Raw genomic sequence first — 15,475 nt, 5'->3', positions numbered from 1 at the left:
TTTTTAGACAAATGTAGTCCCTACATACGAAAGGGAGTGGGGAAAACCCCCGCTCCCCTTTCCATTTCAATATTATAGACTTGACTGAGCGACGAATACAATTTTTTTCTTATAATCCTTTAGAAGCGATGTATTCAGCTAAGTCAACTACACGATGAGAGTATCCAGTTTCATTGTCATACCAAGATACAACTTTCACCATGCGGCCTTCCATTACCATTGTAGAAAGCGCGTCAATTGTTGAAGAAGCTGGGTTGCCATTGTAGTCACGAGATACTAATGGCTCTTCACTGTACGCTAAAATTCCTTTTAGTTCTCCTTCCGCTGCTGCTTTTAATGCTGCATTTACATCTTCTACTGTTACATCTGTCTCAAGCTCTGCTACAAGGTCTACAATAGAAACGTTTGGAGTTGGCACACGCATCGCCATACCGTTCAATTTACCTTTTAACTCAGGCAACACAAGTGCAACTGCTTTTGCTGCGCCTGTAGTTGTTGGGATAATAGACTCTGCCGCAGCACGAGCACGACGTAAATCTTTATGAGGTAAATCTAAGATTTGTTGGTCGTTTGTATAAGCGTGAACCGTTGTCATCATACCGCGTTTGATTCCGAATTTTTCATGAAGTACTTTTGCAAATGGCGCTAAGCAGTTTGTTGTACAAGAAGCGTTAGAGATAACGTGATGATTTGCTGGATCATATTTGTCTTGGTTAACACCCATAACAATTGTAATATCTTCGTTTGTTGCAGGTGCAGAAATAATCACTTTTTTCGCGCCAGCTTCTAAGTGCTTAGCCGCATCTTCACGTTTTGTAAAACGTCCAGTAGATTCAACAACGATGTCTACACCTAATTCGCCCCAAGCTAATTGAGCTGGGTCGCGCTCAGCTTTAACGATAATTTCTTTTCCGTTTACAACAAGGTTATTTCCATTTACAGAAACTTCTGCATCTAATGTTCCATGAACAGAGTCATATTTTAAAAGATGTGCAAGCGTTTTTGCATCTGTTAAGTCATTTACAGCTACTACTTCAATGTTAGGATTTTTTAATGCTGCACGGAATACGTTACGACCAATACGACCGAAACCGTTAATACCAATTTTTACAGCCATGATTAGTTCCTCCTTAAAGATTTTTATATTTCAGGGATTTTACTCCCTTATTAACTCTCTTGCTGCTCCTTCATCTGTAATCAATACAGAATGATGAGCTTGTTTCATATAAGCCTTGATAGCTTTTGCCTTAGAGGCACCGCCAGCCACTGCGATGACATGTTTCACTTTTTTTACATCCTCAAGCTGAATGCCCATTGTCTTTACTTTGTGCACAACTTCACCTTCTTGGTTAAAGTAATAACCAAAAGCTTCGGCGACTGCATGACGATGCTTAATTTTTGCCATTTCTTCTCGTGCCGTTTTACGGCGCTCCGCCATCGTAATTGCATCGCCAATTCCGTGAATGACCATGTTTGAAGAGCGGATGAGCTCAAGCACTTCCTTGATAGCAGGCTCTTCAATCATTGATTGATATGCTTCATCACTTAATTGATCAGGCACATGAAGAAGACGATAATTCCCCATTGCTTTTTCCGCCATGCGGGCGCAAATCGTATTGGCTTGGTTTTTCACATCTTCTCCTAGACCGCCTCGGGCTGGCACGAATAAAATGTCCATTTGTTTAAGTTCAGGAGTCATCATCTCAGCAACAGCGGCAAGTGTCGTCCCACCTGCAACCGCAACAATGCTTTGGCTCGCTAATCTTTCCTTCATACAGGCAACGCAAGCTCGACCCATCTCTTTTTTCACCCAAGGGGAAAGGTCGCTATCGCCCGCTACAACAATGACATCTTTTATGTCAAGAAGACTCTTTATTTGTTTTTCCAAATCTTTTAATCCTGAAACTTCTTTCATCATATCTTCAAGATTTTTTAACAGTTCGCTTCCTTCAAGCGTTACGCTCATTCCAGTAGAACTAACGTCAATTAAATTTTGCTCTTTTAAAAATTGAACTTCCGAACGAAGTACGCGTTCGCTAATACCTAGGTTGGTTGACAACACTCTTCTGCCAATCGGCTGCATCAGCCGAATGTGATGCAAAATTTGATAACGTTTTTGCATGATTTCAAGAAGATCAGGTAATAATTTCTTTTGTGCATCAATCAACGTTTGCATGCAGTCCCTTTCCCCTTGTTATTTAATGATGAGCTTATGGACCAAATATGTCCCGGTGTGACATATTATGTCCCACCAGCATTAAAAAAAATCACTCCTGCCTTACAATTCTATTTTAACAGGAGTGAAATCTGTCTTCAACCATTCAGTTTATGAAGTAAACGCTTTCTTATGACATCTTTATGAATCATTCCATATTCAATTTCTTCACCATCTATTTCAACAACTGGAATCATCAATTGATATTTTTCAAGCAAACGATCATCTTTATAAATATCGATTTCTTCTACTTCAAACGAAAATTCTCTCTGCAGCTCCTGTAAAACAGTTTTCGCTTTCTCGCATAAACCACAGTCTACTTTCGAATAAAGAGTGACTTTCATCTATCCCACTTCCTAATACTAATATCTTTTTCTTTTCGCTGAAGACGGAATATTTAACTGTTCTCGATATTTTGCAACGGTACGTCGCGAAATGACGATTTTATATTTTTCATAAAGCAGCTCAGCAAGTTTTTGATCCGATAGAGGTGCACTTTTGTTTTCTTTTTCAATCAGTTGTTTAATGAATGCTTTTGCTTGTGCCGCTGAAGCGTCTTCACTTGCATTAGCTAGCGAAATAGCACTGCTGAAAAAATATCGCAACTCTACCGTGCCGTATGGTGTTTGTACAAATTTATTTTTTACTGCCCTGCTTACCGTTGACTCATGAATATTTAATGCTTCGGCAATCTCCCGCATTGTTAACGGCTTTAAAGCCGAAAATCCCTTTTCAAAACACTCCGCTTGCTTCTCTACAATCTTATTCATCACATTTACTAACGTTTGCTTTCTTTGTTCTAAGCTTTTTACTAACCATTCAAATTGCTGATACTTTTCTTTAATAAACTGTTCAATTTGTTCATCATGCTCCCGGCTAATTTTCTTTTCGTAACTGCTATTCCAAATGATCTGTGGGAAGACTTCATCGTTTAATAAGACGCAAAAGCCTTCGTCACAACGTTCAACGATTAAATCTGGGGCAATAAAATGCGATTCCACCCTCGCATAGTGACTTCCCGGCCGCGGTTGAAGCGTACATATTAAGTCGGCGACTTGCTGAATATCCTTTATATCAACATTCAATTGTTTCGCCAACGTTTTCCACGCTTTTTCCGCAAACATGGAAAAGTGGTGCGAAACAATCCGTTCAGCTAATTCATTTCGGTTTGGTAAACGAACAAGCTGTAAATACAGACATTCTTGTAAACTGCGAGCACCGACTCCTGCCGGCTCTAACGATTGAAGCATACGAATCGCCTGCTGAACAGCTTCGACTGTTACAGCTAAATGGCTAGCTATTTCCGATTCTCCAATGCGCAAATACCCATCCCCATCAAGTGAGTGAATGAGATAATTCATAATCCGTCGCTGTTCGGGGGACAATTGAGCCATACTAAGCTGCATGGATAAATAGGAGGCTAACGTTTCAGAAGAGGCGCCAATATTTTCAAGCATGGCTTTCTTTTCCTGCTTATGTAGCCGTTTGTATCTTTCTGTACGTGGATTGTCTCTTATTTCAAGAAAAGGATTTTCTAGTGATTGTTCATACAAAAAAGATCGCAATTCCAACGTTGAGTATTGCAATAATTCGATCGCTTGTGTTAATTCTTTTGTGAGTGAAAGCTTCAGTTGCTGCTGCTGAAGTAATTCGGCTCTTATCATATAAACAGCCCCCTTCTCACTTATTGTACAATAAGAATACCAAACAGTGTATGGAAATCAGTTGTAAGGAGGAATAAGTATGGCTGAATTATTTTCTGTCCGCTATTTCGAGGAAAATTTACGTCAACATGTTGAAATGAACAAGAAGTTTCAAAGCAAAGTCGATGCGATGAACAGTTATTACCGTTCTGTCGTTTCCACCTTAGTGAATCAATCATTAACAAAAAGCTCGGAAATTGTGCGCCGTCTGCAAAACTTAGACGAGGCGTATAACAAAGTGAAAGCGGAAAGTTAAGGAATCATTTACCACTAACATATTCTACAATTTTATAGTATAATCCTAGTTGTAGCGGACAAGAGCCGCACCAGATTCAAAATTTTGTCCAGTGCTGGCACACTGGGCTTTTATTTTTACAATAAAAATAAAAAATCCCTGTGTTTTACACAGGGATTTTTTATTGTAGCTGAATAATGATGGTACCCTCTAAAATAAAAAACATTTTCTTTCAGTGTTAGGCGCTCACCATGTTTTTCTGTACGCCCTCGGCAGGATTCGAACCCACGCTAAGAGAACCGGAATCTCTCGTGCTATCCACTACACTACGAGGGCATGATTTTCAATTGCATATTCCATTATATTCAATAAACGTTTTATTTGCAAGAAGAAAATATGTTTAAAAAAAGAACAAAATGATTATGATGTATGAAGGTATGAAGAAGAAAAGAAGCGAATAATAATAAATGTGCCTAAGGGTTTTTGTTTGACCTTAATTGACCAATTATGTATGATAGAAAATACATAAGGTAATGATTACATATTATTAAAGGAGGAAGAACGATGAACTTAATTCCTACAGTTATTGAACAAACAAGCCGCGGGGAACGCGCGTATGACATTTACTCTCGTCTATTAAAAGACCGCATCATTATTCTTGGAAGCGCTATTGACGACCATGTCGCAAACTCAATTGTATCACAATTGTTGTTTCTAGCAGCTGAAGATCCTGAGAAAGATATTTCCCTTTATATTAACAGCCCTGGTGGCTCTATTACTGCAGGTATGGCCATTTATGATACAATGCAGTTTATTAAGCCTGATGTCTCAACAATTTGTATCGGTATGGCTGCCTCTATGGGTGCCTTCCTTCTTGCTGCAGGTGCAAAAGGAAAACGTTTTGCTTTACCGAACAGCGAAATTATGATTCACCAACCGTTAGGTGGAGCACAAGGTCAAGCAACAGACATCGAAATCGCTGCAAAACGCATTCTCTTCTTACGCGACAAACTAAATCGCATTTTAGCACAAAACACAGGTCAACCGATTGAGGTAATTGAGCGCGACACAGATCGTGATAACTTCATGACAGCGGAACGTGCAAAAGAATATGGAATTATCGATCGCGTGCTAACTCGAGTTGACGAGAAGTAATAGAGAATGAAAAAGGCTGACCTATCAGTTTCTGACCTCACGCGCAACCTTACAATCCTATATATGATGGTTGTGGGGTCTGACACTTTACTTTAGGGTCAGCCTCTTTCAATTGGTTAATCCGCTTCTTTTGATGCCCATCCTTCGATTACTTTGAGCAATATACACTCACTTACCCTTCCTGCTCTACATATTTTGCAAGAGCTTCAATCGCTTCTTTCTCATCTGGTCCTTCAGCAATTAGTTTGATGATAGAGCCTGAGCTGATGGCCAAGCTCATGAGCCCCATAATACTTTTAGCATTCACTTTTTTGCCGTTTTTCTCAAGATAAATGTCTGCAGTAAAACGGTTGGCCTCCTGCACGAACAAAGCAGCAGGACGCGCCTGTAACCCTGTTTTCAACCGTACTTCTACTTGTTTTTCTACCATGGTCCTCTTCCTCCCCTATTATTAAATCGATTTGTGGAAATCAATCGGTTGGCCGGCTCTTAATTTTTCAGCAATTTCATCAATTTTGCGGAGACGATGATTAATTCCAGATTTGCTAATTTTTCCGCTCGACACCATTTCCCCAAGTTCTTTTAATGTCACGTCTTGATAAGCAATTCTTAATTCTGCAATCTCACGTAGTTTTTCTGGGAGCGCGCTCAAACCAATCGTTTCATCAATATACCGAATGTTTTCCACCTGTCTAAGAGCAGCACCAATCGTTTTGTTTAAATTCGCTGTCTCGCAATTAACAAGCCGGTTAACAGAGTTTCTCATATCCCTGACAATACGAATATCTTCAAAACGAAGCAATGCTTGGTGAGCACCGATAATATTTAAGAACTCGGCTATTTTTTCTGCCTCTTTTAAATACGTAATGAATCCCTTTTTCCGTTCCAATGTTTTTGCATTTAAATAAAAATGGGTGTTCATTAATTCACATAATGAGTCATTATGCTCTTTATAGAGAGAAAAAATTTCGAGATGATAAGATGACGTTTCCGGATTGTTCACAGAACCACCTGCAAGAAACGCCCCACGTAAATAAGAGCGCTTACAGCATTTCTTTTTAACCAACTCTGGTGAAATCACACGAATCAACGAAAACCCTTCCGCAAGTATTTTCAAATCCTCTAATAATTCCCGAGCACCTTCCACTACACGTACAATATATACATTATTTTTCTTTAGCCGCATTTTTTTGCGCACAAGCAATTCAACCGTCACTGTGTAACCTTTTTTGATTAACGTATAAATTCTTCTTGCAATCGCTGCGTTTTCCGTTTGAACATCCAACGTTAGTTTCCGATTCGAAAACGAAAGAGAACCGTTCATACGCAACAACGCAGATAATTCTGCCTTCAAACAACAGGGCTTTACTTCAAGATTGGTTAATTCTTTTTTTGTCTCCGATGCAAACGACAACGTTCCCACCTCCACAATTAGTCAGTGGCAAAAGAAAAGGAAGGAGGTGCTTCTAAAAGGATTGAATATATTCGGAAGGCGCATTAACAAGGCAAAAGAGAAACAAGCAATGCTGCTACTTTCTGGGTGTCGTGACGAATCACATGGTCTTCGTAACTAATGATGCTATCACAAATAATCGACAATCCCAATTGTTTTAAATTTTCGATGTCATACTTAACCGGCTCTGCCAGCTCTTCTGCATAACGTTTTTGAATCTCCTCAGGAATATTACCATCATTGACAAGAATGATGTCAAGGAATGAGCATTTCATATGATCGTATAGCGCTTTCACATGATCGCTCGCAGTATAATTTAATGTCTCTCCTGCTTGGGTCATGACATTGCATATATAAATTTTTTTCGCTTTCGCCTTGCACACTTCTTCACCGATTTTCGGTACTAAAAGGTTGGGCAAAATACTGGTATATAAGCTTCCTGGTCCAACGACAATCAAGTCAGCGGAACGAATTTCCTCGATTGTTTCAGGAAGTGGTTCAATATGTTCCGGTGTTAAAAATACTTTTTTGATTTTTTTACCCGAGTAAGGGATTTTCGATTCCCCTGAAACAATCGTTCCGTCTTCCATTTCCGCATGAAGGACGACGCTTCGGTTCGCTGCCGGCAACACTTTCCCTCGTACGTTTAACACTTTGCTCATTTCACGAATGGCATTCACAAAATCGCCAGTAATGGAAGTCATGGCAGCTAAAATTAAATTTCCAAGCGAATGTCCTGATAGCCCGTTCCCGTTTTGGAAGCGGTGCTGAAATAACTCTTCAACGAGCGGCTCTACATCAGACAGAGCAGCCAGCACATTGCGAATATCTCCAGGAGGCGGAATATCCAATTCAGCGCGCAGCCTGCCAGAGCTTCCCCCATCATCTGCCACTGTTACGATGGCTGTAATATCGATGGGGTATTGCTTCAACCCGCGTAATAATACTGGCAACCCCGTACCGCCGCCAATGATGACGATCTTAGGATGTTTACTCGTTCTCATTTATGTTTTTCCTTTCTCCTCTCAATATCGCGGTGAGAAACATGTGTTTTATAGTCTTTCGAAAAATGGTTAGCAATGTATTCAGCTAACGTCACGGAGCGATGCTGCCCACCTGTGCAACCGATTGCGATAACGAGTTGGCTTTTTCCTTCTCTCTTATAATGCGGCAACATAAATGTGAGTAAATCAATGACTTTTTCAATAAATTTTTGTGTTTCGCTCCACTTTAACACATAGGAAGATACTTCTTCGTCAAGCCCTGTTTTCGGTCTCATATGTTCAATATAATGTGGATTTGGCAGGAAGCGAACATCAAATACTAAGTCCGCATCAATGGGAATTCCGTATTTAAAACCGAATGAAACCACGTTAACCGTAAAAGTCGGCTGGGCATTGGAGGAAAATTGCTGCAAAATTTTCTCGCGTAACTCTCTCGGCTTTAAATTAGACGTATCATAAATAATTTGTGCTCTTCCCTTTAATTCTTCTAACAGCTCACGCTCAAGTCGAATCCCTTCAAGCGGCAAACCATTAGGTGCCAATGGATGAGCACGTCGAGTCTCTTTATATCGGCTGACAAGTGTCGCATCATTCGCATCAAGATACAGAATTTGCGGTGTCACCCATGATTTTTCTGCCAGCTCATCTAATGCTGTAAATAAGCGATCGAAAAAGTCACGACTGCGCAAATCCATAACGAGAGCCACTTTGTTTATTTTATCCCCTGATTCTTCCATTAACTCAAGAAATTTCGGTAGCAATGTTGGTGGTAAATTATCGACGCAAAAAAAGCCTAAATCTTCAAAGCTTTGAATCGCGACCGTCTTACCAGCTCCTGACATCCCTGTAATAATCACCAATTGAATATTGTTGGCTGAACCTGCGCTCATAAACCGCCCCTCCTCTACATCTATGTTCAGCTTGGATCTAAGCGATACGATAGGAGTTCAAAGTTTTCCGTATAAGTAAAAGTGCCGTAAATAATGCCAGAACCTTTAATCACATAGTCTAAAATATGATAATCCCCCGGCGCCATTGGGAGTTGGCTAATCGTTTCAAGCGGATGCCACTCTAATTTTCCTTCTTCAGAAGTCTCTACATTCTCTCCATCAAATTGATTCGCAAAAAACGTGAACATCATCCATTCAGAAATGATTTGTTCATTCTTTTTGATAAGAATGGTAAAGATTCCTTTTAACTCGGGATTTTTTAAGTATATTCCCGTTTCTTCACGATATTCACGAATGCAAGACTCCCGAATGGATTCTCCCTGCTCCATCTTCCCGCCAGGAGCAACCCACCATCCACGGCTCGGCTTTTGTAAAAGCAATACTTTCCCATCTTTTACTAATACGCAATTTGTCACCCGTTGCAATTCGTTCACCTCAATATATGCATAACACTCTCGTTTTTATCATTATACTATTTGTGACAATGAACATGTAGAGGAGAGTTTAGCAAAATTATAATATATTTTTTACAGGATTATCCATAAAAAAGAAGCACGGGAAACTATACCCGTGCGTTATTTGAAATCTATATTAAAGGGGGTCAATTACTAACTTTAGCATATCGCAAAATTATTTCACCTATGTTACAGCGAAATTAAAGGTATATTACGTTTTAATGAATTTATTTAATATTTAACTTCTCTTTTAATTCCTCTACATAATGCTGAGCGCTCTGTGCAGCGATACTGCCATCTCCTGTAGCTGTAACGATTTGACGTAATGATTTTTCGCGCACGTCTCCTGCGGCAAAAATGCCAGGAATTTTGGTTTCCATACGCTCATTTGTCTCAATATAGCCATTTTCATTCGTAATTCCAAGCTTTTCAAACGGTTTTGTAAGAGGAACCATACCGATATAGATGAATACGCCATCGCAAGGGAATTCTCGTTCCTCTCCTGTTTTTGTGCTTACAAGCGTCACGCTACCGACCTTTCCATCTTTTGCATGAATTTGTTTTACTGTATGACTCCAAATAAAATCGATTTTCTCGTTCGCAAAAGCACGATCTTGCAGGATTTTTTGCGCGCGCAGCTCATCGCGGCGATGAACGATCGTTACTTTATTCGCAAAACGAGTCAAATATACTCCTTCTTCTACAGCAGAGTCGCCGCCACCGACAACGACTAGGTCTTTTCCTTTGAAAAACGCACCGTCGCATACAGCACAATAAGAGACACCGCGTCCGCCCAACTCATTCTCGCCAGGCACGCCTAGTTTTTTATACTCCGCACCTGTTGCGATGATGACGGCACGAGCTTTATATTGTTTATTGCCAGTAACAATCGTTTTATATTCCTCACCATCGATAATTTCTTTCACTTCTCCATAAGCATATTCCGCACCAAATTTTTTCGCATGTTCAAACATTTTTGTCGAAAGTTCAGGGCCTAAAATATGCTCATATCCTGGATAGTTTTCAACATCCTCCGTATTCGCCATTTGTCCGCCCGGAATGCCGCGCTCAATCATTAACGTCGATAAATTCGCGCGGGATGTATAAACAGCTGCTGTCATTCCGGCCGGACCTGCTCCTACAATAATGACATCGTAAATTTTTTCTTCAGACACCATTTTCCACTCCTTTAAAGTCCAACTATCTTTTGTTTATTATTTTCCTTAGCTCTATCGTATATAACTCATTGACAAACGTCTATTAATTTGCTCAACGTAATAGACTCTTTACCATTTTTACATATCTTTTCACGGTTGATATGGAAATTCCGTATTTTTCCGCTATGGACTGCTGTGTGGTGTTTTCCCCATTTTTCTTGCCCCATACATATTCCGTCGCTGCCGCCCAAGCGGAGTGATTTGAAAAATCGTACTCGAATTCGGCAGCTTTTCCAAAAATATAAAACCATGCAATACACATTCTCTCATCGGAAACATCGTTGTTTTTCCAAAGCTCATCAACAATGGAAAAACTATCCGCAACATTGGGAGAGACGATGCCCGATGTTGGAGAAACAATATAATTCGCAAACGACTGAATGAACGAATTGGAATGTAAATGCTGCTGAAAAGAAGTTTGTTTAATCAATTCATCCTTATAGAAAGATTTTCCGACTAAATATAATCCGTATAAAATTTCTGACGTGTTCTCACTATTTAGCCACTGTTGAATCCGCACCATTTCTTGCGGTTTTGCGGAAGAAGCAGAAGACCATGGCTCTTGTCCTTGTTTTTCTGGACTTAAATGAATGACTTTTTTCCACATGGTTTCGGCAAATTGTTTATATCCTCTATAATACGCAGCATAAGAAAGCCAGTAATAGAAAGCTCCATCGCCATCGAATCCCATTTTATATAAGTTATACAGCCACTTGAAGGCAAGGTCAAAGCGCCCAACAAGCGCAAATGTTGCACCTAACTTGTAGCGATGCTCAATTAAAAACGGATATACGGACTCCAGTTTCCTTATAAGACGATGAACTTCTTGTTCTTCATGCAAATAATAATAAAAGACAAGCATATTACAGAGCGCATGCAAGTTCCCCGGATTTTGCCTTAAAACTTCTGCAATCATATGCTGTGCCTTTTTAACATTCCCAATGTAAAAATAACATAGCGCTAAATTATTGTAGGCCGACCAAAATTGTGGATAATCTTGAATAATGGTCTCAAGCAGTTGAATCGCTTCCGTGAATTGTCCTTTTTCCAGCAAATTACGTGCCCGCTCTTGCTTCACAATCAAATCGTCTTGGTTATCCAGCATGTGTCCGTCTTCGTTTTCAATGCTTAACAGCTCCAGCAAATCTTCTGTCTCTTCCACGAAGTTACCATCCGGTTCACACTCGATATACATTTCCGCATATTTCATCGCTTCGCGGAACAAACCAAGATGAGCATAGTTGTTCGCAATAAAATAGAAACATTCTGTCATTTCTGGATCCAATTCATTTACAATCATTAAAAACAATTGATTTGCTGCTTGATATTCTCCCAAATCAGATAGCACAACTGCCAATTCGCATAAGAACATTGGTTCATTCGGACTCAAATGAACTGCCCGCTCTAAATATTTTTTTGCTCTATATAAATCACGCCGACGATAGGCGGCTAATCCTTTTTTAAAATAATACTCTCCGTTTTGCACAAACGGAATCACTTGTCCTGTTCGCCATTTTTTTGTCTTCAAATGTTTTCGCATTGAATCCTCCAATTTCCGTGAAATTTACCGAAAAGAAGTATAGCACATTCTTATCAAGAACAATAGTTAAAATAAAAAAAGGGCTGACCCATCAGTGTCTGATTTCACGCCCATTACACAATATATAGCTCATTTACTTAATGCTTATATATTATGTTGTGGGCCTGACACTTTTCTTTAGGATCAACCGCTTATTTTTGTTTTTTCAAATGACGTTCGGTTAATACTTGGAGAATATCATCAAGAGCCAATTTTTGTTCGCGCAATAAGACGAGCAAATGATAAAGCAAGTCTGCTACTTCCCATTTTAACTCATCATGACTTCGATTTTTAGCGGCAATGATTACCTCCGCTGCTTCTTCGCCGACTTTCTTCAAAATTTTATCAAGACCTTTTTCAAATAAATAGGTTGTATATGCTCCTTCTGGTCGTTCTGCTTCACGCTCAGCGATGATTTGTTCAAGCTGATTGATAATAGCAAAGCGGTCGTTTAATAGGGTCGTCGGCTGTTCATTGATTCGTTTGGCAAAACAAGAATAACTTCCTGTATGGCAAGCAGGTCCAGCAGGCTCGACAAGAACGAGAAGAGCATCTTTGTCACAGTCATAACGTATGTCAACGATGCGCTGCGTATTGCCTGATGTTGCTCCTTTATGCCAGAGCTCCTGGCGCGAGCGGCTGTAAAACCATGTCTCCCCTGTTTCTAACGATTTTTCCAGCGATTCCTTGTTCATGTAGGCAAGCGTTAACACTTCTTTGCTTTGTGCATCTTGAACAATAGCGGGAACAAGCCCTTTTTCATCAAATCGAATATCTGGGAGATTCATCGTACATTTACTCCTCTCTCTTTCAAATACGCCTTTACTTCTTTCACAGACGTTTCTTTATAATGGAAAATCGATGCGGCCAAAGCTGCATCTGCTTTTCCTTCAAGGAACGCTTCGACAAAATGCTCCGCTTTTCCTGCACCTCCTGAAGCAATCACAGGAACAGAAACCGCTTCACTCACCTTTCTTGTTAACGATAAATCAAAACCGTTTTTCGCCCCATCACAGTCCATACTTGTTAATAAAATTTCCCCTGCACCGCGCCGAACGACTTCCTTCGCCCATTCTACGACTTCCCAATCCGTAGCATTACGGCCACCATGCGTATAGACGCGCCAAGAACCGAGTTCTTCATCATATTTTGCATCAATGGCGACCACGATACATTGCGACCCGAAAAAGTCTGCTCCTTCATTAATAAGCTGCGGATTTTTAACAGCTGCCGTATTTAAGGAAACTTTATCCGCTCCAGCTCGCAAAATCTTTTTCATATCATCTAATGAGTGAATTCCGCCGCCGACCGTAAAAGGAATCGCCAACTGTGCTGCTACCTTTTCAACAACCTCTATCATTGTTTTCCGACCTTCATGAGAGGCGGAAATATCTAAAAAGACAAGTTCGTCCGCTCCCTCGGCATCATAAAATTTCGCAAGTTCCACAGGGTCACCGGCATCGCGCAATTGCACAAACTGCACGCCTTTCACAACACGACCATCTTTTACGTCCAAACAAGGAATAATGCGCTTTGTAATCATTCACCGGCCACCTCTTCCAATGCCTCAGCAACTGTAAATTGCTTCGTATATAATGCTTTGCCGACAATTGCACCAACGACTCCGTCTTTGGCAAATTCCTTTAATGCTTTTAAATCAGCAAGAGAGCTGACTCCTCCTGAAGCAATGACGTTTTTCCCTGTCACTCTTGCCATTTCGGCAACTGCCTGCACATTCGGTCCAGAAAGCATCCCATCAGTGGCGATATCTGTAAAAACGAACGTTTCTGCACCCGCTGCCGCTAACTCTTTACCTAGCTCTGTGGCTTTGATTGTTGAAGTGTTTAACCATCCTTCCGTCGCCACAAATCCATCTTTTGCATCAATGCCAATCGCAATTTGCGAACCGTATTGAGCGAGCATATCTTTGACAAACGGTGGATTTGAAATAGCCGCACTTCCTAAAATCACACGGTCCACACCATTTCCCAAATAATAGGCAACATCTTCTGCCGTGCGAATGCCTCCACCAATTTGTACTTTTACGTTTAAATGTTTTGCTACTTCCAGTACGAAACGGTCATTGACACGTTTTCCTTCTTTCGCGCCGTCAAGGTCAACCATATGAATCCATTCGGCTCCTTGTTCTGTAAACATCTTCGCCATATCAAACGGTGAATCTCCATAAACCGTTTCCTTATTATAATCCCCTTGAAGAAGCCGGACGCATTTGCCGCCGCGCATATCAATCGCCGGATAAATCGTAAATGTCGCCATCACCCATTCACCGTTCCTTCCACAATGTTCGCATAGTTTCGTAAAATGTTCATACCGATATCGCTGCTTTTTTCTGGATGGAATTGCGTGCCAAATACTTGACCTTTACCGACAACAGCCGGAACGTCCACATCATAAGAGCTGCTTGCTAACACCACTTCTTGATCATCCGTATTTACATAATAAGAATGAACAAAATACACATGTCCTTCTTCTACATTTTTTAAAAGCGGAGAAGACTGGCGAAAAATAAGACGATTCCAGCCCATATGCGGCACTTTGTATGTTTCACCGCTTGAGGTTACTCCAGGAAAACGAACAACCCGTCCCTTTAACAATCCAAGTCCTTTTGTTAAGCCGTTTTCTTCACTTTCCTCAAACAAAAGCTGCATGCCAAGGCATATGCCTAATAGTGGCTTTCCTTCTTTCACAGCCGTACGAATAAAGTCTGCCAAACCTGTTTCATGTAAAATATGCATTGCATCTTTAAACGAACCGACACCAGGTAAAATCAAGCCTTTTGATTCCTTTAGCTTTTCAAAGTTATCAGAAATGAAATATTCATAGTTTAAACGTTCTAACGCCTTGCTGACACTGTACAAATTCCCCATTCCGTAGTCGATAATGCCGATCATTTATAACATTCCTTTCGTCGATGGAACTCCTTGAACGCGCGGATCAATCATTGTTGCCTCATCGAGCGCACGCCCCAATGCCTTAAATACCGCTTCAATCATATGGTGCGTGTTGCGGCCATAATGAACAATTACATGCAAATTCATCCGCGCTTCGAGCGCCAATTTCCATAAAAATTCGTGAACTAATTCGACATCAAACGTTCCTACTTTTTGGCTTGGAAACTCGCCACGAAATTCAAAATGAGGACGGTTGCTTAAATCGACAACGACTTGCGCGAGCGCCTCATCCATTGGAACAAACGCATTGCCATAACGTTTAATTCCCTTTTTATCACCGAGAGATTCACGCAGTGCTTGCCCTAAACAAATGCCAATGTCCTCTGTTGTATGATGGTCATCAACTTCGATATCGCCTTTTGCGTTTACTTTTAAATTAAATTGCCCGTGCTTTGTAAATAAATCAAGCATGTGGGTTAAAAACGGTACGCCTGTTTCTAACTCCGCTTTTCCTTCGCCGTCAATCGTAAACTCAAGTTGAATGTCCGTTTCGTTTGTGGTGCGTGAAATGACCGCTTGCCTTACCATTTTTGCTTA

18 protein-coding genes and 1 tRNA gene are annotated in these 15,475 nt (G+C 40.5%); 2 read left to right on the top strand and 17 right to left on the bottom strand.

Features of this window, described 5'->3' with window-relative positions; translation table 11 throughout:
- Positions 1 to 109: 109 nt before the first annotated feature.
- The 4 genes from gap to rpoN all read right to left on the bottom strand — a co-directional run bounded on the left by gap (position 110) and on the right by rpoN (position 3,876).
- The gene (gene gap / locus HNQ85_RS07990; RefSeq protein WP_181537214.1) at positions 110 to 1,117 is read right to left on the bottom strand and encodes a type I glyceraldehyde-3-phosphate dehydrogenase; all 1,008 of its coding nucleotides are present in this window, start codon (positions 1,115 to 1,117) and stop codon (positions 110 to 112) included.
- Between the two features lie 39 nt (positions 1,118 to 1,156).
- Positions 1,157 to 2,176 carry a sugar-binding transcriptional regulator gene (locus tag HNQ85_RS07985; RefSeq protein WP_181537213.1) on the bottom strand — a complete coding sequence of 340 codons (1,020 nt, stop codon included), beginning with the start codon at positions 2,174 to 2,176 and terminating at the stop codon, positions 1,157 to 1,159.
- A 137-nt stretch (positions 2,177 to 2,313) separates the two neighbouring features.
- Positions 2,314 to 2,559, bottom strand: a complete 246-nt coding sequence (locus tag HNQ85_RS07980) for a glutaredoxin family protein (RefSeq protein WP_181537212.1) — start codon at positions 2,557 to 2,559, stop codon at positions 2,314 to 2,316.
- A gap of 18 nt (positions 2,560 to 2,577) precedes the next feature.
- A complete protein-coding gene (gene rpoN / locus HNQ85_RS07975; RefSeq protein WP_181537407.1) occupies positions 2,578 to 3,876 on the bottom strand; it encodes an RNA polymerase factor sigma-54 in 1,299 nt (432 codons plus the stop codon).
- Positions 3,877 to 3,958: 82 nt separating this feature from the next.
- On the opposite strand from rpoN, the gene yvfG reads away from it, so the two are divergent.
- Positions 3,959 to 4,174, top strand: coding sequence for a protein YvfG (yvfG, locus tag HNQ85_RS07970; protein WP_181537211.1), 216 nt, complete (start codon positions 3,959 to 3,961; stop codon positions 4,172 to 4,174).
- 243 nt (positions 4,175 to 4,417) lie between these two features.
- Here the strand turns inward: yvfG and HNQ85_RS07965 are convergent.
- A tRNA-Arg gene (locus HNQ85_RS07965) sits at positions 4,418 to 4,489 on the bottom strand.
- 228 nt (positions 4,490 to 4,717) lie between these two features.
- Between HNQ85_RS07965 and clpP the strand changes: the two genes are divergently transcribed.
- Positions 4,718 to 5,308: an ATP-dependent Clp endopeptidase proteolytic subunit ClpP gene (clpP, locus tag HNQ85_RS07960; RefSeq protein WP_181537210.1), complete on the top strand. Its 591-nt coding sequence runs from the start codon at positions 4,718 to 4,720 to the stop codon at positions 5,306 to 5,308.
- 172 nt (positions 5,309 to 5,480) lie between these two features.
- Here the strand turns inward: clpP and HNQ85_RS07955 are convergent, their stop codons facing one another.
- From HNQ85_RS07955 to hisB, 12 genes are all read right to left on the bottom strand, one after another.
- The gene (locus HNQ85_RS07955; RefSeq protein WP_181537209.1) at positions 5,481 to 5,738 is read right to left on the bottom strand and encodes an HPr family phosphocarrier protein; all 258 of its coding nucleotides are present in this window, start codon (positions 5,736 to 5,738) and stop codon (positions 5,481 to 5,483) included.
- A gap of 21 nt (positions 5,739 to 5,759) precedes the next feature.
- Positions 5,760 to 6,722: a DNA-binding protein WhiA gene (gene whiA / locus HNQ85_RS07950; RefSeq protein WP_181537208.1), complete on the bottom strand. Its 963-nt coding sequence runs from the start codon at positions 6,720 to 6,722 to the stop codon at positions 5,760 to 5,762.
- A gap of 83 nt (positions 6,723 to 6,805) precedes the next feature.
- On the bottom strand, positions 6,806 to 7,765 hold the full coding sequence (locus HNQ85_RS07945; RefSeq protein ID WP_181537207.1) for a gluconeogenesis factor YvcK family protein: 960 nt from the start codon (positions 7,763 to 7,765) through the stop codon (positions 6,806 to 6,808).
- Complete coding sequence (gene rapZ, locus HNQ85_RS07940; protein ID WP_181537206.1) at positions 7,762 to 8,655, bottom strand: RNase adapter RapZ; 894 nt, start codon at positions 8,653 to 8,655, stop codon at positions 7,762 to 7,764. Before rapZ ends, HNQ85_RS07945 begins: the two co-directional genes overlap by 4 nt.
- A gap of 26 nt (positions 8,656 to 8,681) precedes the next feature.
- Positions 8,682 to 9,140 carry an NUDIX hydrolase gene (locus HNQ85_RS07935; RefSeq protein WP_181537205.1) on the bottom strand — a complete coding sequence of 153 codons (459 nt, stop codon included), beginning with the start codon at positions 9,138 to 9,140 and terminating at the stop codon, positions 8,682 to 8,684.
- Positions 9,141 to 9,397: 257 nt separating this feature from the next.
- On the bottom strand, positions 9,398 to 10,345 hold the full coding sequence (gene trxB, locus HNQ85_RS07930; RefSeq protein WP_181537204.1) for a thioredoxin-disulfide reductase: 948 nt from the start codon (positions 10,343 to 10,345) through the stop codon (positions 9,398 to 9,400).
- 94 nt (positions 10,346 to 10,439) lie between these two features.
- Positions 10,440 to 11,927, bottom strand: a complete 1,488-nt coding sequence (locus HNQ85_RS07925) for a tetratricopeptide repeat protein (protein ID WP_181537203.1) — start codon at positions 11,925 to 11,927, stop codon at positions 10,440 to 10,442.
- Between the two features lie 191 nt (positions 11,928 to 12,118).
- Entirely contained in the window at positions 12,119 to 12,754 is a 636-nt protein-coding gene (gene hisIE / locus HNQ85_RS07920; RefSeq protein WP_181537202.1) for a bifunctional phosphoribosyl-AMP cyclohydrolase/phosphoribosyl-ATP diphosphatase HisIE, read from the bottom strand.
- On the bottom strand, positions 12,751 to 13,509 hold the full coding sequence (gene hisF, locus HNQ85_RS07915) for an imidazole glycerol phosphate synthase subunit HisF (RefSeq protein WP_181537201.1): 759 nt from the start codon (positions 13,507 to 13,509) through the stop codon (positions 12,751 to 12,753). The genes hisIE and hisF overlap by 4 nt, the downstream gene beginning before the upstream one ends.
- A complete protein-coding gene (hisA, locus tag HNQ85_RS07910; RefSeq protein ID WP_181537200.1) occupies positions 13,506 to 14,243 on the bottom strand; it encodes a 1-(5-phosphoribosyl)-5-[(5-phosphoribosylamino)methylideneamino]imidazole-4-carboxamide isomerase in 738 nt (245 codons plus the stop codon). Before hisA ends, hisF begins: the two co-directional genes overlap by 4 nt.
- On the bottom strand, positions 14,243 to 14,878 hold the full coding sequence (hisH, locus tag HNQ85_RS07905) for an imidazole glycerol phosphate synthase subunit HisH (RefSeq protein ID WP_181537199.1): 636 nt from the start codon (positions 14,876 to 14,878) through the stop codon (positions 14,243 to 14,245). The genes hisA and hisH overlap by 1 nt, the downstream gene beginning before the upstream one ends.
- Entirely contained in the window at positions 14,879 to 15,466 is a 588-nt protein-coding gene (gene hisB, locus HNQ85_RS07900; protein ID WP_181537198.1) for an imidazoleglycerol-phosphate dehydratase HisB, read from the bottom strand.
- Between the last annotated feature and the right edge of the window lie 9 nt (positions 15,467 to 15,475).

This window comes from [Anoxybacillus] calidus, from assembly GCF_013760845.1.
Lineage (GTDB): Bacteria > Bacillota > Bacilli > Bacillales > Anoxybacillaceae > Paranoxybacillus > Paranoxybacillus calidus.
The sequence above is the reverse complement of the archived record's forward strand: the minus strand, read 5'-3'. Positions and strand labels throughout refer to the sequence as shown.

Bases quoted from the DNA above. Each gene is read 5' to 3' on its own strand.
- gap (WP_181537214.1), bottom strand. From the start codon at position 1,117: ATGGCTGTAAAAATTGGTATTAACGGTTTCGGTCGTATTGGTCGTAAC.
- HNQ85_RS07985 (WP_181537213.1), bottom strand. From the start codon at position 2,176: ATGCAAACGTTGATTGATGCACAAAAGAAATTATTACCTGATCTTCTT.
- HNQ85_RS07980 (WP_181537212.1), bottom strand. From the start codon at position 2,559: ATGAAAGTCACTCTTTATTCGAAAGTAGACTGTGGTTTATGCGAGAAA.
- yvfG (WP_181537211.1), top strand. From the start codon at position 3,959: ATGGCTGAATTATTTTCTGTCCGCTATTTCGAGGAAAATTTACGTCAA.
- clpP (WP_181537210.1), top strand. From the start codon at position 4,718: ATGAACTTAATTCCTACAGTTATTGAACAAACAAGCCGCGGGGAACGC.
- HNQ85_RS07955 (WP_181537209.1), bottom strand. From the start codon at position 5,738: ATGGTAGAAAAACAAGTAGAAGTACGGTTGAAAACAGGGTTACAGGCG.
- HNQ85_RS07945 (WP_181537207.1), bottom strand. From the start codon at position 7,765: ATGAGAACGAGTAAACATCCTAAGATCGTCATCATTGGCGGCGGTACG.
- rapZ (WP_181537206.1), bottom strand. From the start codon at position 8,655: ATGAGCGCAGGTTCAGCCAACAATATTCAATTGGTGATTATTACAGGG.
- HNQ85_RS07925 (WP_181537203.1), bottom strand. From the start codon at position 11,927: ATGCGAAAACATTTGAAGACAAAAAAATGGCGAACAGGACAAGTGATT.
- hisIE (WP_181537202.1), bottom strand. From the start codon at position 12,754: ATGAATCTCCCAGATATTCGATTTGATGAAAAAGGGCTTGTTCCCGCT.
- hisF (WP_181537201.1), bottom strand. From the start codon at position 13,509: ATGATTACAAAGCGCATTATTCCTTGTTTGGACGTAAAAGATGGTCGT.
- hisA (WP_181537200.1), bottom strand. From the start codon at position 14,243: ATGGCGACATTTACGATTTATCCGGCGATTGATATGCGCGGCGGCAAA.
- hisH (WP_181537199.1), bottom strand. From the start codon at position 14,878: ATGATCGGCATTATCGACTACGGAATGGGGAATTTGTACAGTGTCAGC.
- hisB (WP_181537198.1), bottom strand. From the start codon at position 15,466: ATGGTAAGGCAAGCGGTCATTTCACGCACCACAAACGAAACGGACATT.